This window comes from Gilliamella sp. Choc5-1, from assembly GCF_001690595.1.
GTDB lineage: Bacteria > Pseudomonadota > Gammaproteobacteria > Enterobacterales > Orbaceae > Gilliamella > Gilliamella apicola_M.
Window position 1 is genome coordinate 59,713 of sequence record NZ_LZHH01000046.1, and the last position, 21,459, is coordinate 81,171.

At 34.7% G+C, this 21,459-nt stretch carries 18 protein-coding genes; 7 read left to right on the forward strand and 11 right to left on the reverse strand.

Annotation, left to right across the window (positions count from 1 at the left end; genetic code table 11):
- The first annotated feature begins 62 nt into the window (after nucleotides 1-62).
- Complete coding sequence (locus A9G35_RS04000) at nucleotides 63-323, forward strand: hypothetical protein (RefSeq protein ID WP_065635772.1); 261 nt, start codon at nucleotides 63-65, stop codon at nucleotides 321-323.
- A 281-nt stretch (nucleotides 324-604) separates the two neighbouring features.
- On the opposite strand, the gene A9G35_RS04005 is transcribed toward A9G35_RS04000, so the two are convergent.
- A complete protein-coding gene (locus A9G35_RS04005) occupies nucleotides 605-1,435 on the reverse strand; it encodes a phosphoenolpyruvate hydrolase family protein (protein WP_065635773.1) in 831 nt (276 codons plus the stop codon).
- Nucleotides 1,436-1,451: 16 nt separating this feature from the next.
- Nucleotides 1,452-2,660 (reverse strand): Tm-1-like ATP-binding domain-containing protein, encoded by a 1,209-nt coding sequence (locus A9G35_RS04010; protein ID WP_065635774.1) that lies wholly within the window; start codon nucleotides 2,658-2,660, stop codon nucleotides 1,452-1,454.
- Between the two features lie 178 nt (nucleotides 2,661-2,838).
- On the opposite strand from A9G35_RS04010, the gene A9G35_RS04015 reads away from it, so the two are divergent.
- The 3 genes from A9G35_RS04015 (at nucleotide 2,839) to A9G35_RS04025 (ending at nucleotide 5,883) form a co-directional block, all read left to right on the forward strand.
- A complete protein-coding gene (locus A9G35_RS04015; protein ID WP_065635775.1) occupies nucleotides 2,839-3,471 on the forward strand; it encodes a TetR/AcrR family transcriptional regulator in 633 nt (210 codons plus the stop codon).
- A 64-nt stretch (nucleotides 3,472-3,535) separates the two neighbouring features.
- On the forward strand, nucleotides 3,536-4,375 hold the full coding sequence (locus A9G35_RS04020) for an SDR family NAD(P)-dependent oxidoreductase (protein ID WP_065635776.1): 840 nt from the start codon (nucleotides 3,536-3,538) through the stop codon (nucleotides 4,373-4,375).
- Nucleotides 4,372-5,883 carry a class I adenylate-forming enzyme family protein gene (locus tag A9G35_RS04025; protein ID WP_065635777.1) on the forward strand — a complete coding sequence of 504 codons (1,512 nt, stop codon included), beginning with the start codon at nucleotides 4,372-4,374 and terminating at the stop codon, nucleotides 5,881-5,883. The genes A9G35_RS04020 and A9G35_RS04025 overlap by 4 nt, the downstream gene beginning before the upstream one ends.
- 14 nt (nucleotides 5,884-5,897) lie before the next feature.
- Here the strand turns inward: A9G35_RS04025 and A9G35_RS04030 are convergent, their stop codons facing one another.
- Both A9G35_RS04030 and crcB read right to left on the reverse strand, forming a co-directional pair.
- Nucleotides 5,898-6,287: a SulA-like leucine-rich domain-containing protein gene (locus A9G35_RS04030; RefSeq protein WP_065635778.1), complete on the reverse strand. Its 390-nt coding sequence runs from the start codon at nucleotides 6,285-6,287 to the stop codon at nucleotides 5,898-5,900.
- 106 nt (nucleotides 6,288-6,393) lie between these two features.
- The gene (crcB, locus tag A9G35_RS04035; protein WP_065635779.1) at nucleotides 6,394-6,771 is read right to left on the reverse strand and encodes a fluoride efflux transporter CrcB; all 378 of its coding nucleotides are present in this window, start codon (nucleotides 6,769-6,771) and stop codon (nucleotides 6,394-6,396) included.
- Between the two features lie 191 nt (nucleotides 6,772-6,962).
- Between crcB and A9G35_RS04040 the strand changes: the two genes are divergently transcribed.
- Entirely contained in the window at nucleotides 6,963-7,568 is a 606-nt protein-coding gene (locus A9G35_RS04040; RefSeq protein ID WP_065635780.1) for a riboflavin synthase, read from the forward strand.
- Nucleotides 7,569-7,693: 125 nt separating this feature from the next.
- Here A9G35_RS04040 and A9G35_RS04045 read toward each other — a convergent pair whose 3' ends face one another.
- From A9G35_RS04045 to mfd, 7 genes are all read right to left on the reverse strand, one after another.
- The gene (locus tag A9G35_RS04045; protein WP_065635781.1) at nucleotides 7,694-8,578 is read right to left on the reverse strand and encodes a hypothetical protein; all 885 of its coding nucleotides are present in this window, start codon (nucleotides 8,576-8,578) and stop codon (nucleotides 7,694-7,696) included.
- Nucleotides 8,579-8,747: 169 nt separating this feature from the next.
- Nucleotides 8,748-9,689: a homocysteine S-methyltransferase gene (mmuM, locus tag A9G35_RS04050; protein WP_065635782.1), complete on the reverse strand. Its 942-nt coding sequence runs from the start codon at nucleotides 9,687-9,689 to the stop codon at nucleotides 8,748-8,750.
- On the reverse strand, nucleotides 9,679-11,082 hold the full coding sequence (gene mmuP, locus A9G35_RS04055) for an S-methylmethionine permease (RefSeq protein WP_065635783.1): 1,404 nt from the start codon (nucleotides 11,080-11,082) through the stop codon (nucleotides 9,679-9,681). Before mmuP ends, mmuM begins: the two co-directional genes overlap by 11 nt.
- A 22-nt stretch (nucleotides 11,083-11,104) precedes the next feature.
- Entirely contained in the window at nucleotides 11,105-12,658 is a 1,554-nt protein-coding gene (locus tag A9G35_RS04060) for a DUF945 family protein (RefSeq protein ID WP_065635784.1), read from the reverse strand.
- Between the two features lie 190 nt (nucleotides 12,659-12,848).
- Nucleotides 12,849-14,336 (reverse strand): DUF945 family protein, encoded by a 1,488-nt coding sequence (locus A9G35_RS04065; protein WP_065635785.1) that lies wholly within the window; start codon nucleotides 14,334-14,336, stop codon nucleotides 12,849-12,851.
- 279 nt (nucleotides 14,337-14,615) lie between these two features.
- Nucleotides 14,616-15,905 (reverse strand): DUF945 family protein, encoded by a 1,290-nt coding sequence (locus A9G35_RS04070; protein WP_065635786.1) that lies wholly within the window; start codon nucleotides 15,903-15,905, stop codon nucleotides 14,616-14,618.
- Nucleotides 15,906-15,934: 29 nt separating this feature from the next.
- Entirely contained in the window at nucleotides 15,935-19,393 is a 3,459-nt protein-coding gene (gene mfd / locus A9G35_RS04075; RefSeq protein ID WP_065635787.1) for a transcription-repair coupling factor, read from the reverse strand.
- Between the two features lie 158 nt (nucleotides 19,394-19,551).
- Between mfd and lolC the strand changes: the two genes are divergently transcribed.
- Together lolC and lolD are read left to right on the forward strand one after the other, a co-directional pair.
- Complete coding sequence (gene lolC, locus A9G35_RS04080; protein ID WP_034946138.1) at nucleotides 19,552-20,754, forward strand: lipoprotein-releasing ABC transporter permease subunit LolC; 1,203 nt, start codon at nucleotides 19,552-19,554, stop codon at nucleotides 20,752-20,754.
- Nucleotides 20,747-21,451: a lipoprotein-releasing ABC transporter ATP-binding protein LolD gene (gene lolD / locus A9G35_RS04085; protein WP_065635788.1), complete on the forward strand. Its 705-nt coding sequence runs from the start codon at nucleotides 20,747-20,749 to the stop codon at nucleotides 21,449-21,451. Before lolC ends, lolD begins: the two co-directional genes overlap by 8 nt.
- The last annotated feature ends 8 nt before the right edge of the window (nucleotides 21,452-21,459 follow it).

Here is a 21,459-nt window from a genome sequence, read left to right on the forward strand (position 1 = left end):
AATTAAATGATTATGGATAATGGATGCCAAAAAAGCGATAACATATTTATAAACAATCTAAATTGGCTCGATCACAAACCGAGCCTTTTACGCTGTATTGCAATTTTAATTATAAAGATAACCAATATTGCCGTGCTGTCTACTTATATCAAAAAAATGCGTATATTGATTACACCTACGTTTTAACTGAAATACAAAAAAATGAATTCACAACAAACCCACAAAACTATAGTCAGTCTTACATGGACAAACAAATAGCTGCAACTCAAAAAGCCCATAAAATTGTCACATCAATTTTTGATGAAATGCGTATAGAACAATAAGGGGAATGATTTTGGGTGTAGATACTATTGGCATTTTTATCATCAAAATAAAAATATTCAAACCATCACACCAGTTATATTAAACTTTATAAGTTGCAAACTCAAAAACTCGAAAGTTTGATCTTCCTTATTTGGAAGTTAATAGGTAGTTTTACTATTTATTGATTTGTTAATTCTATCTATATTTGGGAGTAATTAGAAAGTATTTTTGCTTAATCGGAATCACTATAAAAAAATAGCAGTGCGACTGGTTAGTCGCACCGTTATTGCTTATATTATTGTTAGTGTCGTTGAATTGATTTAAATTGTTTTGTAGTTTGTTTTAATGCTACTTCTGTTGGTAAGCGCTCCATTGAGCTTGCCCCATAAAATCCATTACAATCAGGGCAATTATTTAAAATATATTCGGCATCTTCAGGAGTGGCAATAGGGCCGCCATGGCATAAAATAATAATATCAGGGCGAATTGCTTTAGCTGCTTTGGCCCATTGATTGATTAATGGTACACAATCTACAAGTTTTAATGCTGTTTCTGCACCAATACTACCACCTGTTGTTAGTCCCATATGAGGTACTAAAATATCAGCACCCGATTTAGCCATATCGATTGCATTTTGTTCACTAAATACGTAAGGTGTTGTAAGTAGATCTTTTTCATGTGCTTTACGAATCATTTCCACTTCTAAGTCGTATCCCATGCCTGTTTCTTCTAGATTTGCTCTAAAATTACCATCAATAAGTCCTACAGTTGGAAAGTTTTGTACACCAGCAAATCCTGTTTCTTTAATTTTATCTAAAAATTGGTCAAACTGGCAAAATGGATCAGTACCGTTTACACCTGCTAGCACTGGTGTGTGTTTGACTACAGGCAATACTTCTTTTGCCATATCCATAACAATTTCGTTAGCATTGCCATAAGCTAGTAATCCTGCTAATGAACCTCTACCTGCCATACGGTAACGTCCTGAATTATAGATAACAATAAGATCGATTCCACCTGCTTCTTCACATTTTGCTGATAATCCTGTCCCAGCACCACCACCAATAATTGGTTGACCTTTATTAATCATATCGTGGAATTTTTTTAACAATTGAGCACGTTGACTACTCATTATATTCTCCAAATATTTATTTCATTACATTTGCAAATTCGTTGCTGATTAGATCACAAAACTCTGCTGAATTTATGTGATAAGGGGTTTTTATTAACTTTCTTTTGTCAGTTTGAATAAAAGTTTTTTCAAATTCATCAATAAATGCTTGATTAGCTTGTGGTAACCAAAAAGCTCCACCTTCAATATCTAACGCTGAAAACCCACCTTCTGGAATAATAAAAGTCACATGACCTAGGCATTGGTTAAGTTTATTTGCGATCCAATTAGCCATTTTTTTGTTTTCTTCTGGCGTTGTTCGCATTAAAGTCACTTGGGGATTATGTGGATAGAATAAACGATCTTTATATTTTTCAGGAATTGTATCAGGGCTTGCAAAATTAACCATATCCAGTGCACCACATGAACCAATATAAGGTATTTTGCTTCTAGCTATTGCACCAAAACGGTCTTCATTACAAGCTAAAACTCCGCCGAAAAGATAATCGCATACTTCGGTTGTTGTGATATCAAGGACACCATGTAATAGGTGACTGTCGGCAAGTTTTTCCATGGCTTTACCGCCACTACCTGTTGCATGAAAAACCAAACAGTCATATTGTTTATGTAATTTTGCTGATACGGATTGAACACATTTAGTTGTAACACCAAACATAGTCAATCCTATTGCCGGCTTATCTTCAATAATATCTTGGCTTTTAAAAAGAACCGAACCTGCAATAAAGTTTGCAGCATTGGTTAAAACTTTTCTAGATATGACATTAATACCTGCAATATCTGTAACTGAATACATCATCGCAATATCACTTGCACCAATATAACCAGAAATATCGCCTGATGCCATTGTAGATACCATCAGTTTAGGAACTCCAACAGCTAGTGATTGCATAGCCGGAGTAATTAAGGCTGTTCCACCTGAACCACCTAACCCTAGTATGGCTTCTACATCATTTTGAGCTATCAAAAATAATTTAAATGCATCAGCCATTGCAACAATTGCTTTACCTCTATCTCCACAAAAAACAGCTTGTTTACCATTTGGATGGTAATTAGCAACGGTTTCAGCCTCAACAGTAGCTAAGTGATTAAATTGATGATGTTGTGTAGAAATATCGACAATTTTACAGTCAAGTTTTTTTAAATTGAGGAGCTTTTTAATATAAACAATTTCTTCCCATTTGGTATCTAGTGTAGTGACCAAATAAATTTTACCAGTTAATGCCATTTATTACCCCTAACTAAGTTAATTGTTGAGTACTTATAACAAAATTCTGATTAGTTGTTGTGCATTATATATCAAAATGAGAACTAAGTCTCATTTTTTTTATCAAATGATAAATTTTAACTAATTTATTAAAATGATGTATTATGTTACTTATTAGTAAATATTGAATATATGCTCAATGATTCAAAACAATTTAATATCTTCTTCCCCAACATATGCAGGTGTAAAAAAACGGACTTATGAACGTTTAATTAATACTGCATTAGAAGTGTTAGAACAAGGATGTGAACTCACTATAACTGAATTAGCTGATAAGTCAGGTATTTCTAGAGCAACGGCATATCGTTATTTTCCTACACAAAGTGATTTAATTGCAGCAGTGGTTGAAAGCTCATTAGAACCTATTTTTAATTGGCATTCTACCAAACAAAATGTAGATGAACGTATTAATGATTTTTTAGCTTTTGCGTTTCCTCAAATGTTAAAACATGAAGGAGCGCTACGTGCGGCATTAAGGATTTCATTACAACAATGGGCAACAGCACGAGCCTCATCATCATTGCAAACTGAAAAATTGGTTAGAGGTAATCGAAAAGAAATCCTTTCTACAATATTATTGCCACTCAAAACTGAGTTACCTGAGGAAATTTATAATAAAGTTATTTATGCTATATCAATCATTTATGGCTCAGAAATATTTATGGTTTTAAAAGATATTTGGAAATTGGATAATCAAAAAATTGTATCGTTAACACAGTGGATAGCAAAAGCTGTAATTAACCAAGCTCGGCAAGATGCATCAAAAATGTAATTTAGCCATAAAGTAATTTAGTATTAATTTTATACAGCTACGATAAAATAGTGATGATTAATAGATGAAGATTTTGATTGAATTGCTTAATTATCTCCTTTTCCCTATATACAAGCCCAATTTTTGCCAGTTAAAACAGTCTTTACAACATAAGACAATTATTATTACTGGCGCTAGTTTTGGAGTTGGTGAGGCATTATGTTATCTTTTGGCTGATATTGAGTGTCAACTTATTTTAGTGGCTAGAACAGCAGATAAATTGCAATTAATTAAGCAATCGTTATCAGGCAAAAAAGTAAAAGTTGCACTGTTTAGTGCCGATTTGCGTGATGCTAAACAGTTAGATAATTTTATTACTTATTTAGAACCTTATCATGTTGATATCTTTATCAATAACGCGGGTATATCAATTTGTCGCCCAATTATGCAATCGTTAGATCGTATGCATGATTTTGAAAGAACCATTAAACTAAACTATTTGGCACCAGTTAAATTGTGTTTGGCATTAATTCCTAAATTACAACAATCGAAAGGGCACATTGTTAATGTTTCGGCAATAAACGTTTTGTTAGCACCAACAGTTAATTGGGCGGCTTATCAAGCATCTAAAACCGCTTTTGATCAGTGGCTACGTTGTGCTAGTAGTGAGTTTGAAAACCAGCAGATAGTTGTTTCGACAGCTTATTTACCTTTGGTTAAAACCCGAATGATAGCGCCGACTAAAATCTATAAAAAACTTCCTGCACTGCAACCTAACCAAGCGGCAACTATTATTAGTCGTTTGCTTGTTACTAAAAAACGTCAATATAAACCATGGTGGGCGATTTTGGGACAACTGGCCTCTGTTATTTTTAACGGTGTTTGGTGTAAATTAAATTATTATTATATTAAGAAAAAACAATGATAAAATCGATTTTAGCTTTGTATAAAACGCAATTACTGACCTTTAAAGGCATTGGGTATTTATTTACTAGTATTCGTCTTGTTGGTATGAATTTAATGGCTTTGCTATATATTCGCCAAAGACTTTGTCCTGAGCAAATTGCGATTAGCCAAGAGGGTGTTTGCATTAATTACCGCATGCTTTATTGCCAATCTCAACATTTGGCAATGCAATTAGCGTTACATTGTGGTATTAAACCTCATCAAAAAGTCGCTATTATGGCAAATAATCACGCAATTTTGGTTCATACTTTATTTGCAGTGGCAAGGCTTGGGGCTGATATTTATTTATTAAATACTGAGCTATCGGCAGCACAAGTTAATGATATTAGCAATAATGTGAAATTTGATTGCGTCATTTATGATCCTGATGTTACTGCGCTACCACCTATAAAAAACAGTTTGCCGACTTATCATGAAAGCCAAACTTCAGTTTATTCTTTATTAACCGCTTTGCCGTTAGCGCATCAAACTAAAATTAAAGTAACGCATTTTGCTAAAGTGACCGTTTTAACCAGTGGTACAACGGGGCGCTTTAAGATGGCAGGGCGTAGCAGTAAAGCGCAGAATTTTATGCGTCCATTTTTGCAGTTATTAGTAAAATTGAAACTTAGCCATTATAAAAAAATCTATATTGCTACACCGATTTATCATGGTTTTGGCATAGCGACTTTATGTATGTCGGTATTATTAGGAGCAACCATGTTTTTAACTAGACGGTTTGAAGCTAAAAAATCATGTCAATTAATTGTTGATAATCAAATTGAAGTGGTGACATTGGTGCCTTTAATGTTAAATCGAATGCTGACATATTCTGTTGATCAACTCAAAAGTCTAAGTTGTATTATTACTGGTGGGGCACCGATTACTGCGATGTTGGTTAAACAAACATTAGATCAGCTTGGTAAAGTTTTATTCAATTTATATGGCACGTCTGAAGCTGGCGTTTGTATGATTGCCACTCCTGATGATTTAGCTATCAAGCCAACGACAATAGGCAGGCCACTTAAAGGTCTTTGCGCTAAATTAGTAGCAAAAGAAGATAAAAAGGAGCTTTATATCAAATGCGCTTGGTCAACATTGGGCAATCGTTGGGTTGCAACTGGGGATTTAGCAGATAAAGATGCAGAGGGATTTTATTACCTAAAAGGTCGAGTAGATGACATGATTGTTTCAGGTGGGGAAAACGTTTATCCGTTTGAGCTAGAGCAACATTTACTGTCGCATCTTGAAATTAAAGATACCGCTGTTATTAGTGTTCCTGATACGGAATTTGGGCAACGGTTAGTAGCTTTTGTTGTTTTAGTACCTAATAGTAAACTAACCGAAACAGTATTATTGGGTTGGTTAAAGTCTCAAATTGCCCGTTATCAAATGCCGAAAAAGATCAATATTATTGATCAATTGCCCATGACAAAGATCGGTAAAGTTGATCGAAAACGACTAACTCAACTGTATTTGTCTTGTTAGTCATATTTTGTAATTTAATGATATTGAATTGGCTGTTCGTCGTTGACTAAAAGTAGACAGGTATTACTTGATAATACGGCTTGCTGTAATCGTTGTTTGTCTTGTTCATTGAGATTGTTGATGCATGCAACGATATAACTACAGGTTTGGCTTCGTAAAGCCTTTTCTATTGTCGATATTAGATTTTCATTTTTTAAATTACTTAAATGAATAACTTTTTGTTTGTCTAACCCTGCAGTATTGATCCATGAACGTTTTAACATTGGGCGTTCAGAAAGCCATAATTGCCATTTTTTGGCTTTATTAAGTGATTTTAATAAAGGGCGTTGCTGTTGTAGCAATTGTTGAAAAGGTGATTCAAAATGAATTGCCATAAGTTGTTGTGATGAATGCTCGATTAACATAATAACCTCAATACTGTCTCTACATACAGTGTATATTAATACAGTGTTTCGGTATTGTAAACTCTATTTATGATTATTTTTTGTATTATTTGTTAATTAAATCACTTTAAGAACGCAAATATTGATACGATAAAATCCCTAAAAATGTCATTAAAACTGAGCCAATTACATGAATCAATATGGCTGCTAAGCCCCAAGATATTCGACCTTCTTGTAAAAAGTTAACAATTTCGGCTGAAAAAGTTGAAAAGGTTGATAGTCCTCCACAAAAACCAGTTATCACCATTAAACGCCATTCGGCAGAAAGGCTAGAATGGTTAAAAAAAGCAATGGCAAAACCAATAATATAACCAGCAATCAAATTAGACAGTAATGTGCCTAGCGGAATAGCAAAAGCAATAATATTTAATTTAAGCGATAAAAACCAACGCAACAAACCACCCGCCACCGAACCGACCGAAATAGCTAAAATCAGTTTTAACATAATGATATGTCCTTGCTTATATACTGAAATAAAAAGTTACTTTATAAAATTGAAATATGAATTTGCTATCAATATTAATAATAATTGATCAATAAACATTTGAAACGATCATACCAGTAGAAAATAGAAATAGGAAATTCTAATCAGATTGAGATAGAATATTTAGCATTATCAAGAATTGAGGTTTATATATGTTTACAGGTATTGTGCAAGGTGTTGGTCAGATCATTGATATTGAAGATAAAGATAAATTAAGAAAATATAAAGTTAAATTACCCCATCAATTGGTCGATAAAATTGAAATTGGTGCTTCAATTGCTAATGATGGTTGTTGCTTGACAGTGACAAGTTTTGAGCAAGATTGGGTAACGTTTGATATTATGCAAGAAACCCTAGCGTTAACAACATTAGGCAATAAAAAAATCCACGATTTTGTCAATATTGAACGTAGCGCAAAATATGGCGATGAAGTGGGTGGGCATATTATGTCTGGTCATATTTCTTGCACAGCAACTATAATTGATATTCAAAAAACAGCAACCAATTGCCAAATGACATTACAGTTGCCAGCACAATTTAGTAAGTATGTATTATATAAAGGCTTTATTGGGATTGATGGTGCAAGCTTGACAGTTGGCAAGGTTAGCGATAACTGTTTTCATATTCATCTAATTCCCGAAACACTCGCTGTTACTACCTTAAACGCAAAAAGAGTTGGGGACAAAGTTAATATCGAAATCGACTCACAAACTCAAGCAATTGTCGATACGGTTGAGCGAGTGCTTGCCACTAGATAATCTACTTATATTAAAAATATTTGTGCTAATTTTTAATTATTTGCGTTACATAAATATTCCATTTTTATTATAAGGATATAGAAAAAGCCTATATTTTTATTAAAAGTTTAGTTTTTGCTATAATTTTATACTTTGTCATCGATTCCTTGCGGTGCAACGGCAGTAATTAACTGATCAAACAGAGGCGTTTTTTGAATTAAATATTTTTCTTCCAAAGTACTTGGAACTTTTGTTATATTTACTAACCCTAAATAAGATAAATAACGGTCAAAATTTCTAAAATAATAACAGTACTTAAGGCTTTTTTTATTGTGCCTAAACTGCGAGTTGTTATTATTATCGATTAATAATTGAGGGAAAGCTTTAAAATACTTATCTGTATAAAACTCAGCTGGTTGTGGTTTGTCGCCATATTTCGCTAGCAATACTAGGGTAAACCCAAATCCCAATTGGCCAATTTCAAAATTACCATAACCATCAAAATATCCCCAATTAAATTGATAGGTTAAAACATGTAATATGCCATGCAGTAACGCAGGCTTATTATTAAGTAGTTTCTTGCCATGATGAGTTAGAGAGAGTTTGTTGTGGCGTTGTTTACACAAACGATAAATCTTTAATATTATTCTGGCTAACTGTACTGCAATAGTATCTTGCTCTTTAATTACGTTTTTGGAACTCATTTCAATTGCTAATTCAGGTGGGCCTAAAACATAAAGTGCTTTTACCCATTTGGGCGGTAAATTACCGACTTTTGTTAATAGTAGGTTTTCCTGCTCTTCTAAAATAGACATAAGCAAGCAGGTTTGATTAAGTAAAGGAATCTCTTTGTAGGCTTTATCTGAAAGTACATTAATCTTAAGCGGGGAGCGAGGATCATTTAAAAAATTCAGCAAAGATCCCATTTCATAAGGGGAATAACCCTCAAAATCCTCATGAGGTAAATTATTAACCTTATCAATAAGTGTATCAATATGTGATATTATCCATTCATTTTCTTGGTTTATCATAGTTAATTCCTAAAAATATTTATCGATACTTATAATACCTAAAATCAGCACTTAAATAAAATTACTGTATTTTCTAATCTTTCTATAGTGTTTTATCGATCAGGCTTTGGGCGGTTTTAAGTGCTACGATTTGATTATCATAGATTATTACGCCCAAATCTTAAATGATTTAGTTATCTTTTAATAACCTTGCAATTTCGGTAATATCGCTTGGTGTTGTTTGACAGCACCCCCCAATTAACGTAGCCCCTAGTTTTGTCCATAAAGGTAATTGGTTGGCAAAGGTACAATCGTGATGGTGATTTTTATGCCATTGTTTGGTAGTTGGATCGTATTGCTCGCCAGAATTTGGGTAGACAATCAGTGGTTTTTGCGTAAGTTTTTGCAACGATTCTAACGCAGCGGTAACACTTTCTAAGGCAATGCAGTTAATACCAATACTAACCACTTGTTGGCAGTGATTTAGATATTCGATTACTAAAGGTAGTGGTGTGCCGTCGCTAAGATGATTGGCATCTTTTAATGTTAACGAAAACCAGCTTGTTACTATTGGAAATTTTTCAAGAAGTTTTGTGAGAGCTTTGATTTCAGCAAAAGAGGGCAATGTTTCGCAGGCCAGTAGATCGACTTTTGCATCAACTAATGCTTTGATGCGGTCATAGTGAAAATCAATAAATTCTGATTCAGAAAGTTGATAATCGCCCGTATATTCAGAGCCATTTGCAAGATAAGCACCATAAGGGCCAACCGAACCTGCAATTAGTAACGTTTTATTTTGTTTTGTTTCGTCTAGATATTGGCACTTTGCTTGCTTGGCAAGCTCGACACTGGTTTTTATGAGTTTTATGGATTGATCTAGTGTGATCCCCTTTTTAGCAAATCCTAATGGTGTAGCTTGATAACTGGCGGTAATGGCGCAATCTGCGCCAGCACTAAAATAGTCATAATGGACTTGGCGAATCAGTTCGGGTTGTTCTATTAACACTTTTGCTGACCATAAACTGTCGTTAAGATCGCACCCGCGGCGTTGTAACTCGCTAGCAAGTGCACCGTCAACTATGATATGTTTTTTTTGTTTTAGTAATGCGTTAATAGGATTGTTATTGATCATTCTTTTCTGCTCGCTTTGGATTAGATTGAGTAAAATGGTGTGCAATAAAACACAATACTACAAACGGAATACCACAATATAGCGCAATGCGTTGTTCAGGATCGAATGCTAAACCAATGCAAGCAATCAAACACAAAATAAATCCTAAAATTGGCACCAGTGGGTAAAGTGGCGCTTTATATTTTAAGGCACTGAGTTCCGTTGCCGATAGTTGTTTTCTAAAAAAGTAGTGTGAAGCACAAATACTTAGCCAAACGGCTACTACGGCAAAGCCTGAAATTGCGGTTAAGGCGACAAAAACAGTGTCAGGAGCAATAATACTTGTAAGTAGTGCCAGTAACCCACCTAACATGCTAACCAGAATAGCAAACGCAGGGATACCTTTCTTAGTGAGTTTGCTGAAGCTTTTAGGTAAAGTGCCCTGATTAGAAAGCGACCATAACATACGCCCAGAAGCATAAAGCCCCGAATTTGCAGCCGATAAAATGGCGGTTAAAATCACAAAGTTAAGAAAATCAGCCGCATAAGGTAGGCCGATATTTTCAAAAACGGTCACAAAAGGACTTTCGATAACGCCGGCTTGATCCATTGGTAATAAGGCGGCCAAGACAAAAACGGTACCAATAAAAAAGATGATAAGCCGTAAAATTGTGGTTTTAATAGCTAATGGGATTGTTTTTTCAGGCTCTTTTGTTTCACCTGCGGCAATACCTATAAGTTCAGTTCCTGAAAAGGCAAAATTGACCGATACCATCGTCATAATAATCGGGGTGATGCCATTAGGGAACCAACCATTATCGGTAATATTGTGTAAAAAAGGCGCAGGGATGTCGTTTTTCATTGGGACAAAGCCAAAAATAGCTGCGGTACCTGCAATAATAAAGATAATAATGGTGATCACTTTGATAATCGAAAACCAAAATTCACTCTCAGCAAAAAATTGTGCCGTAATGATGTTTAACGCAAAAATGACTGCGCAAAAAATAGAACACCATAGCCAAATAGGTGTATTTGGAAACCAATGTTTCATACAAAAGCCTGCTGCGGTAATACTTGAACCGAGTGCGACAGTCCAAGTTAACCAATATAACCACGCAACTGTGTATCCTGTTGCTGGGCCAATAAATCGAGAAGCATAAGTATGAAATGCTCCTGTTTCAGGCATAGCAACAGCAAGCTCGCCAAGACATAACATAACTAGGTAAACCACTAATGCGCCAATTAAATAGGCGATAATTGTGCCAATTGCTCCTGCGGTTGCAATAATATAGCCAGTGTTAAAAAAGAGACCTGTACCAATAACACCACCAAGTGATAGCATAATAAGATGCCGAGTTTTCATGGTGCGTTTGAATTGGTTTTCGTTTGATAAGTTTGTTTGTTGTGTATTCATAGTCTGTGTTATTTAATTTGTATTAATTGTTTTTAAGGATTTTTTGTAAAAAATCGGACTTTTGCAATGTTTGGCCATTTAATTTGACCTCTTGTTTATCTTTAGCATAATCCACCTCAGAATAGAGTCCTTCAATGTTATTTTTTTCAAAAGTAAATAGTAGTATTTTGCTAAATTCATCTTTTATTATTGATTTTATTGATAAATTTTCTTTTTCAATTTCTTCAGGTGTTAGTGCTTCTTTATTTGGGTTTTTTAGTTGAGCTACGGTATAAGCCAATACGTTAAAAGGTGCATCAACGTTTAGTTTAAGACTATCAATATTGTCAATATCAACCATAAAACGTTCTAGTCTTGATCGTATTCCTGATAGGGTGACAAAAGCGTTGGCATTAACTTCGCCCATGGTGTTTCTAAAATTGAATTTATTTAGTGAAATTTTGGGATTTAATAATGTTTGTTCGTCATCAAAATCAGTATTATCAAAACGATTAAATAGCATTGAGACAGGAATATTTTGGTAACTAAGATCTAAACTAACACTGCCTAAATTTGGCAAACCGAGTAATAATGATTCTGCATTGGCTTTTAATAAACCATCAATGGTATTGTTTGTTGGAGTGAAAGTATTTTCTTGATCGACCGTTAAATTGTTAATGATGAGCTTTTGATCATCTGGAACGGATTCCGAAGAGGCGTTAATTATAAATGTGATTTTGCCTATTTCAGTGTGATCATTCGGAATTATAGCACCAGTTTTATGAAAAATATCGCCTTGGTATTTCAGATTATCAAAAGTAATATGCGGTTCGGTATAGTGATTGTGAGTGCCGAATGCCATTTTATCGGCGTTGAGATTGTAATGTATTCCTGTTTTGTCTGAATTTGGGTAGGCTGATAAATTAAATTTCTGTAAGGTGACTTGCGGTTTTGAGAAGTCTTTATCGTTTTTATAAATAAATTTATCGATATTCACGTGGGCATATAATTGAGAAAGATCCTTATTGAATTCAATATTAATATCACCATCAGACACCTCTAACGAACCACCAATAAACCTCCAAATTTCAGTATTTTTATCGGAATCTGAATTAACAAGATTGAGCGCTTTGTTGGCTAATTTTATGGAAAGATCTTCTTGATAGTTCATGCCGATATTGGCGGTAATAAATGGCTGATTACCCGCTAGTTGCCAAAGTTCTGGCGATAGGGTTTCGCTCATTGCATATTTCATCCACGCCATTTGTGGGGTGAATTTCCATTCTGAAAGGGCAGTAATTGGAAATGGGCCATGGTGAATGGTAATGTCGTCATTAAAAAGTGTCTTTGTATCGTCAATCAATAAACTTTTTGATGCTAGTTTTACGGTAAGGTGTAATTTTGTTGAAAAAATCGATTGTTGATAATCGCTATATTCAATCATTATATTGAATAAATCTTGGTCATTGTCAATTTTTTGTGTAATTTGTTCTATTTTTTTGTCGATGTTATTTTTGATTATATTTCCTGTATACCAAGACGAGCCAACGTACCCTAATATTGCAATAATACCTATAGTAATTATGCTTTTCTTCATTGTTTTCTCATTTTTATTGGGGAATTTTTAACAATTTTAATTGATTTGCTTCTTATAGGCGATAATTTTTTGATTATTTTAAGTTATTTCATTAAAGGAAAATATAAGCCTTTATGAATTTGTATTTTAACGGCAGTCGATCACATCCACCAGCATAGCTGGCGGATCGTTAGGTTAGTTGATTGTTCAGCTATAAATTATTAAATAATTGGTTTTTTAACACCTTTTTACCATTAACACTAACTTCATCACTGTCTTTAGTTAAGCTAATATCTAAATAAAAGCCGTCTGTTTTACCGTTGGTTAACGCTAAAAATGGAAAATTATATGTCAGTGATGCTGCTACCGATTGTATCAATTGATTACTTTTTGTTATTTGTTGTTGTGTTACATTGTCATTGTTAGAATTTTCTATTTGTGCTGATATACGTGCTAATACGTCAAATGGTGCTTCAAGCTTGAGTTTTAGCGAATTAATTCTTTCGGAATTTTTTTGAACAAGAGACATATTGTCTATATCAAATAGATCCAACATTAGACTAATATTTATATCGCCAGAAGGGGTGTGCCAATTGAATTTTTTGATCGATAATTTGGTATGCTGTTCTGGATTAACACTACTCAAATCTGTATAATTCATATCCAATTGGCTGCCGAGCCAATATTTATTTAACCTTTGAAGGTCAAAATCGATCGCAATATTACCTAGATTCTGTTTACCATAAATTACCGAATCAATATTGGCAAAACACGAACTATCGATGATATTAGTTACGTTATTAAAGACATTTTTTTGATTCATTATAATGTTATTAAAAACCAGAGGTTTAATATTTGCGGTGTATGGCGATGGGAATTCTAATGTCATTTTATCAATACTGCCTTGCGAATCGCCATTTTGCGTTTTGTAGTTAAAATTTCCCGTTGATTTGATGTTATCAATATTAACCTTAGTTGGTGAATAACTGATAATACTGTATTTCATATTACCAATATTTGATTGGTAATCAATATAGTCTGAAGTGCTAAGTGATTTTAGGGATAGATTTAAATCACTAAAGCTAATATTAGCGCTGTTTTCTGAAAAAGATATTTTATCTAACTGCAATTTAGCCATCATATCAGAACCATCAATATAACTACTAAAGGTAAAATAACCTTTACCTATATCAAAGTCCTTGCTCATGGTTTTAGTTGCTTCACTTGTTAGTTTAGCAATTATATATTCGCCATAACTTATTCCCATATGCCCAGTAATAAATGGCCGATTACCTACTAATTTCCAAAGTTTTGGATTAGTTTGTTCGGTCATTTCGTATTCTAACCAAGCCATTTGTGGGGTAAATGTACCTTTTGTAAGGGCTGCAATAGGAAAAGGACCATGATGAATGGTAACATCATCATCAAACAGGGTTTGGGGAGTAGGGGCTTCATCGGAAGATTGATTCTGTGACGCGGTCACCTTTAAGTGGAGTTTAGTTGACAATATCCCTTTGTCATAATTACTTTTTTCAACTGTAAAGGTGAAATTGTTTTGAATATGGTTAATGTTGTTTGTGATTTGAGATAATTGGTTGTCAATATCTCTTTCAATTATGTTACCCGTGTACCATGCTGTTCCAACGTAAGCGATTCCTAATACGGCAACGATTCCTATAGCGAGTGTTGTTTTTTTCATTACTATTCCCTATTTGTTAATTATTTATTTTATTTTAAATTATAACTCTTGATGATCTGCAAAATTAGGTAATATATTTTCAATATAATCATTCGTTATAAATTTTACTTTTGCAATTCTAATTGATTTTAAATTGTTAGGCGATTAATTTTTGAATTAATTTGGGATATCAACTATCTATTGATAGGTTTCTTTTTAAGGGGAAAAGGGGGAAAGGAAAAACAAAATTCCACCAATAGTATTGGTGGAATTGGTTATTTTGGAAAGTAATTTGGTAAGTTATAGGTTATCAAAAAATTCTTCTTTTGACACTTTTTTACCATTTACGTTAACTTCGTCGCTGTCTTTGGTTAGACTAACATCTGAATAAATACCATCGGTTTTACCATTGCTTAATGCTAAAAATGGGGAATTATGGACAAGGAAGCCTGACATTTGTTGTATGTTTTGCTTTTCTTCAGCAATTTGTGAAGTTATATCATTGGTATCAGGAGACTTAATTTGTGCTGATAAACGAGCTAATACGTCAAATGGTGCTTCAAGCTTGAATTTTAGCGCGTTAATTTTTTCGTAATCTTCTTTATCAAGGACTTCACTATTAAAATCAGAGATATCAAACATTAGGTTAGCATTAATATCGCCACTAGATGTTTGCCAATTGAATTTGTTTAATGAAAATCTGATATTATGTTTTTTGTCGATATCATCTAAGTCAGAATCAGGGTAGTTCATGCCTATTTGATAAGTAAATAGTTGTTTATCAAATCCTTGGAAATCAAAATCTAACGAAACGGTTCCCAAATTGTGTTGACCATAAATAATTGAATCAATATGACTAGAAAGCGACCCCTCAACTGTATTTGTGTCGCTATTTAAATTAGCATTCTGATTCATAACGAATTTATTAACCACCACCAAAGTAGGATCAGCTCTAAATAATTGGAAATGGTTAAATGAAAACTTATCGATCTCTATTTTAGATCTAATGTCCTTACCACTAGTATACCCGCTAAAGGTGTAACTACCTTTGCCAAGAGACAATGTACCATTGAGAATTGGAATTTCGTTTTGCCCGACCTTGATGGCTTTGTTTTTTAACTTAACAGTGAGATATTTGCCATAACTCATACCAACATGCCCAGTAATAAATGGCTGATTACTGGCTAATTTCCAAAGTTGTGGGCTGATTTGTTCACTCATTTCGTATTCTAACCACGCCATTTGTGGAGCGAATGTCCCTTCAGCAAGAGCCACAATAGGGAAAGGGCCATGGTGGATGGTGACATTGTCATCAAATAGCGTTGTTGGGGTTGCGTCTTCACCATAAAACGAATTGTTTTCTGACGCTGTTACAGTTAGGTGTAATTTAGTTGAGAAAATTCCCTTTTCATAATGACTTTTGGTAATAGAAAATGTTAAGTTCTTTTCAAGTTGATTGGCTTTGTTGTTGATTAGTGCTAATTGGTTGTCAATATCTCTTTCAATTATGTTACCCGTGTACCATGCCGTACCAACATAAGCGATTCCTAATACGGCAACGATTCCTATAGCTAAAGTTGTTTTTTTCATTTTCGTTCTCTTAGTTATATTTTAAATTATCATTCTTGATGCTTTGCAAAATTAGCCAACAAATTTTTAATATATTCAATACGTTCATTTCGTTGTAATTCTGATTTTTGTAATTTTAATCGATTTGAGCTTTCTAGGCGATAATTTTTGGGTTCTTTTTGTATTATTTCAATTAAATAATCAACTGACACTTTATTATTACTGCCAAATTCAATATAACCGCCTTTTTCGCCAAATTCGATTTTAGTAATACCTAGTTGATTTGCATGATAGCGGATTTTGGTTGTTTCTAACAAAAATAGTACCGCATCAGGTAATTGTCCAAAGCGATCACGCATTTCAACTTGAATGTCGGTGAGCTCATCAAGGCTATCAACGCTAGCAATGCGTTTATAAAGCGATAGCCGTGTGTTGACATCAGGAATAAAGTCATCGGGAATTAATGTTGGTAATCGTAATTCTACTTCGGTTTGTTGGCTATTAAGTAACGATTCTAGTGTTGGCTCTTTGCCTTCTTTTAGTGATTTGACGGCCTCATCAAGTAGCTCAATATAAAGGTTAAAGCCAATGGTCTCAATTTGACCGCTTTGATCGCTGCCTAATAACTCCCCAGCACCTCGAATTTCAAGATCGTGTGTGGCTAGAGCAAAACCTGCACCTAAATCTTCAAGTGAGGCAATTGCTTCTAGGCGTTTTTTGGCATCTTTAGTGAGTAATTTAGGATGTGGCGTTAATAAATAAGCATAGGCTTGATGGTAAGAACGTCCAACTCGCCCCCTGAGTTGATGTAACTGAGCTAAACCAAATTTATCGGCACGATCAATAATAATGGTATTAGCGTTAGGAATGTCGATACCCGTTTCAACAATGGTAGTACAAACAAGTATGTTAAAGCGTTGATGATGAAAGTCATTCATCACACGTTCTAAATCGCGTTCATGCATTTGCCCATGTCCAATGGTAATGCGTGCTTCGGGCACCAGCTCTGCCAGTTTTTCGCTTACTTTTTCGATATCAGAAATATCATTGTGTAAGTAATAAATCTGACCACCACGTAAAATTTCACGCAAAATGGCTTCTCTAATCACGAGATCATCATATTCTCTAACAAAGGTTTTCACTGCTAAACGGCGAGCTGGAGGGGTCGCAATAATAGAAAGATCCCGCATACCACTCATTGCCATGTTGAGGGTTCTTGGAATTGGCGTTGCGGTTAGTGTTAGAATATCAATGTTTGCTCGCATTGCTTTAATTCGTTCTTTTTGGCGGACGCCAAAACGATGTTCTTCATCAACAATCAACAGGCCTAAATCTTTCCATTTGATATCTTCTTGTAACAATTTATGTGTGCCAATTACAATATCAATTTTGCCTTCACCAAGAGCTTCTATAATACTTTTTTGTTGTTTGGCGGTTTTGAATCGAGACAGGCTTTCTATGCGAATTGGCCAGTTTGCAAAGCGATCACAAAAGCTTTCGTAATGTTGTTCTGCAAGTAAAGTTGTAGGAACTAAAACTGCTGTTTGTTTATGATTAATAACGGCTAAAAAAGCAGCTCGGATCGCTACTTCTGTTTTACCAAATCCAACATCACCACAGACTAATCTATCCATGGCATAAGGAGAGCACATATCGCCAATTACTGTCCCAATGGCATTTTGTTGATCATCAGTTTCTTGATAAGGGAACCCTTGGCAAAATAGTTCATACTGCTCTCGGTCTTGTTTAAATTCAAATCCGGGTTTACTTTCACGTTCAGCGTAAATATCTAGTAATTCAGCTGCAACATCTCGTACTTTTTCGGCCGCTTTTTGCCGTGCTTTACTCCAAGCATCAGTACCTAATTTATTCAATGGTGCGTTTTCTTCATCGCCACCAGAATAACGGCTAATTAGATTTAATGATGAAACAGGAACATAAAGCTTGGTGTCATTGGCATATAATAGAATAAGATATTCAGCCGTAATCCCACCTGTTTCTAATGTGGTAAGTCCTGCATATCGACCAACGCCATGTTCTAAATGGACAACGGGTTTGCCGGGTGTTAGCTCAGCTAAACTACGAATAAGTGAATCAGTATTGATAGCTTGTTTATTTTCTTTTTTGCGACGAACTACTCGTCGTCCTAATAGCTCATTTTCAGTAATAAAGGCAAAATTATCTTGCTGATTGATAAAGCCTTGTTCACTAGCTCCAACGATTAAATAAAATCGGCTATCACTGTTTTTTCGTTCATCAAGTAAATTGATGGTAGTGGGATGAATACGAATTCGTCCAAGAATTTCTTGTAAAGCCTCTTTGCGTCCTTCTGATTCAACCGAAAAGATGATTGTTCCTGCAAAATTTTCAACAAATTTTTGAAATTGTAAATAAGGATCTTTTTGTTGGATCTCAATAGCAATATTAGGTAATGCTACATAAGGCAAATTAACGTTTTTATTTGATTCAGTCGTTATTGCATGCGATAAAACCATTCTTGGGTAGTTTTTGAAATTGGCAAAAATCTCGTCAGTTTTAGACCAAATAACATTTGGTGCAAGTAATGGTCGCATAGGATCGACTTTGCGGCTTTCATAACGTTGGGTAATATCTTGCCAATATTTGTTAGCATATTGCTCAATATTAACTGTATTGATAATTAAGCTATTTGTTAAAAAATAAGAAAATAGAGGTGTTAATGGTTCGTTAAAAAACAGTGCTTGCCAATATTCAATACCGGTTGGCAAAATATTTTTACTAACTTGTTGATAGATGCTTTCTGAGTCTAATCTAACCTCAAATTGTTCTCGCCATTGACTACGAAACAACTCAATAGCTGTTTTATCGAAAGGAAACTCATGGGCTGGTAGCAATTGTATTTCAGCAATTTCACCAAAGGTACGTTGAGTTTCGACATCAAAAGTACGGATACTGTCGATTTCATCATCAAAAAAATCGATGCGATAAGGCTTATCACTGCCCATGGGGTAGATATCAAAAAGTGCTCCACGAGTAGCATATTCGCCATGCTCCATAACTTGGCTGACTGAACGATAGCCAGCATTTTCAAGTTGTAGGCGTAAATGTTCTCGGCTAATTTGTAAGCCTTTTTTCATCATAAAAACATGTCCACCCAAATAACTTTGTGGACAGACTTTTTGCATTAAGGTATTAATGGGTAAAATTAACGCCCCTTTGGTTAAATGTCCAAGATGATAAAGGCAAGATAAGCGTTCTGATACGATATCTTGATGAGGAGAAAAGCTGTCATAAGGCAATGTTTCCCAATCTGGAAAGATAATAGAAGGGAAGGATGTAAACTGCTTTAGTTCTTCATGAATGCGCGAAGTTTGTTGCATATCATCAGTGACAATCACAACTATACCTTCATGTGCATCTATAGCTTGAGCGCAAAATTGTGATAAGGAAGAGCCAACTAGCTGCCCAATTTGCTTTACTTCACCTGATTTTTGAGGAATTAAGTTTGAAATATTAACTGTTTTAGACATGATGAGTTCGTTGATGTCGCTGAAAATTTATTGTCAGATTATAACGTAAGTATGAGGTTGTTTTCTATAACTGTTTAATCCTGTATGATAAGCACCTTGCATTTAACTAGCAAAACTTTGTAAAAAAGTTTCAGGTAATATATACGTTTATGTCAAAAATATTTCGTCCATTAGTATTTTTTATTGGTTTGCGCTATGTATACGGGCAAAAAACAGATGGGTTTGGTCGCTTTGTGTCATGGTTGTCGATGATTGGGATTATGTTAGGTTCAATTGGTCTAATTGTGGTCTTATCAGTCATGAACGGGCTTGAAGATCAGATGCAAAGTAGTATTTTAAAGTTTTTACCTCAAGCCCAGATCACAACACCACAAGGTAGGATAGATCCTAAGGTCATTACTCGTGAGCAATTTAATCAGATTCAAGGTGTTAATCGTATTAGTTCTTTGGTGTCGAGTGATGTGGTTTTGCAAAGTGAGCAAAGTATCACTGTAAGCACACTAATGGGCATTAACCCAGAAGATGATGATCCTATTAATGATTATATCTATAGTGGATCGCTATTAGATCTTCAAGCAGGGCAGTACAATGTTATCATAGGGCAAACGTTAGCTAATCAATTAGGTGTAACCGTTGGTGATAAAATACGTTTAATGGTAACAGATGCAAGTCAAATTACCCCAGTTGGGCGTATACCTTCCCAACGTTTATTTAATATTGTAGGACTGTTTACGGTTAACCACGATATCAATCAAACGCTTATTTATGTCAATCAATCTGACGCTAAAAACTTATTACGTTATCCTCCTAATATGATTAGCAGTTGGCGTCTATTTTTAGATAAACCACTGGATATTGCCTCGATAACTAACACCCCATTACCTGAAGGATTAGTCTTTAAAGATTGGCGAGCTAAACGAGGTGAATTATTTCAAGCCATTAAAATGGAAAAAAATGTCATGGGATTACTCATTAGTCTGATTGTGATTGTTGCGGCTTTTAACATTATTACTTCATTAAGCTTGTTGGTGATGGAAAAGCAAGGCGAAGTCGCTATTTTAAAAACACAAGGTCTGTCTCGCTTTAAAATTATGTTAATTTTTATTATTCAAGGTGCAAGTTCAGGAATAATTGGCACGTTATTAGGTAGCGCCTTAGGACTGTTACTTGCTATTAACTTAAACGAAATCATGCAATTGTTAGGTTTATCTTTAGCTGGTATCTTGCTACCTTCATTGGTTGAACCATCGCAAATTATTTTAATTATTATTGGATTGCTTATGTTATCGCTAATTTCAACTCTTTATCCTGCATATCGTGCAGCCAATATTCAACCTGCCGAGGCTTTACGTTATGAATAATTCACAAATATTACTAAGTGCCAAAAATCTTTATAAAACTTATAACGAAGGTAAAATGGTGACCGAGGTTTTAAAAAATGTCTCGTTTGATATTTATTCACAATCATTACTCGCCATTATAGGTAGTTCAGGATCAGGTAAAAGCACTTTACTGCATTTGCTTGGTGGCTTAGATAATCCCACATCTGGCGAAATTATTTTTAAATCACATCAGTTAAATCAATTATCTGAACAAGAAAAGGCACGTCTACGCAATCAAGAAATTGGTTTTGTTTATCAATTTCACCACCTATTGCCTGACTTTACCGCACTTGAAAATGTAGCGATGCCACTATTAATTGGCGGCGTTTTACCCAACGAAGCTAAAAAACGGGCTATGGCAATGCTAGAGTCGGTTAATTTAGTCAAACGAGTAAATCATCGTCCTTCCGAGCTTTCTGGTGGAGAACGCCAACGAGTGGCAATAGGGCGTGCATTAATTAATAACCCCGCTTTAGTAATGGCTGATGAGCCAACAGGTAACCTTGATAAATCAACAGCCGATTCTATTTTTGAGCTACTGATTAAATTAAATCGTGAACACGGAACTGCGTTTTTGGTTGTTACACATGATCTTGAGCTTGCCAATAAACTTGATAAACAAATGGTGATGAGAGATGGTCAACTTTCTGATAGCGCATCATCAGATAACAATTAATGGATAAT

Bases quoted from the DNA above. Each gene is read 5' to 3' on its own strand.
- A9G35_RS04005 (WP_065635773.1), bottom strand. From the start codon at position 1,435: ATGAGTAGTCAACGTGCTCAATTGTTAAAAAAATTCCACGATATGATT.
- A9G35_RS04010 (WP_065635774.1), bottom strand. From the start codon at position 2,660: ATGGCATTAACTGGTAAAATTTATTTGGTCACTACACTAGATACCAAA.
- A9G35_RS04015 (WP_065635775.1), top strand. From the start codon at position 2,839: ATGATTCAAAACAATTTAATATCTTCTTCCCCAACATATGCAGGTGTA.
- A9G35_RS04020 (WP_065635776.1), top strand. From the start codon at position 3,536: ATGAAGATTTTGATTGAATTGCTTAATTATCTCCTTTTCCCTATATAC.
- A9G35_RS04025 (WP_065635777.1), top strand. From the start codon at position 4,372: ATGATAAAATCGATTTTAGCTTTGTATAAAACGCAATTACTGACCTTT.
- A9G35_RS04030 (WP_065635778.1), bottom strand. From the start codon at position 6,287: ATGTTAATCGAGCATTCATCACAACAACTTATGGCAATTCATTTTGAA.
- crcB (WP_065635779.1), bottom strand. From the start codon at position 6,771: ATGTTAAAACTGATTTTAGCTATTTCGGTCGGTTCGGTGGCGGGTGGT.
- A9G35_RS04040 (WP_065635780.1), top strand. From the start codon at position 6,963: ATGTTTACAGGTATTGTGCAAGGTGTTGGTCAGATCATTGATATTGAA.
- A9G35_RS04045 (WP_065635781.1), bottom strand. From the start codon at position 8,578: ATGATAAACCAAGAAAATGAATGGATAATATCACATATTGATACACTT.
- mmuM (WP_065635782.1), bottom strand. From the start codon at position 9,689: ATGATCAATAACAATCCTATTAACGCATTACTAAAACAAAAAAAACAT.
- mmuP (WP_065635783.1), bottom strand. From the start codon at position 11,082: ATGAATACACAACAAACAAACTTATCAAACGAAAACCAATTCAAACGC.
- A9G35_RS04060 (WP_065635784.1), bottom strand. From the start codon at position 12,658: ATGAAGAAAAGCATAATTACTATAGGTATTATTGCAATATTAGGGTAC.
- A9G35_RS04065 (WP_065635785.1), bottom strand. From the start codon at position 14,336: ATGAAAAAAACAACACTCGCTATAGGAATCGTTGCCGTATTAGGAATC.
- A9G35_RS04070 (WP_065635786.1), bottom strand. From the start codon at position 15,905: ATGAAAAAAACAACTTTAGCTATAGGAATCGTTGCCGTATTAGGAATC.
- mfd (WP_065635787.1), bottom strand. From the start codon at position 19,393: ATGTCTAAAACAGTTAATATTTCAAACTTAATTCCTCAAAAATCAGGT.
- lolD (WP_065635788.1), top strand. From the start codon at position 20,747: ATGAATAATTCACAAATATTACTAAGTGCCAAAAATCTTTATAAAACT.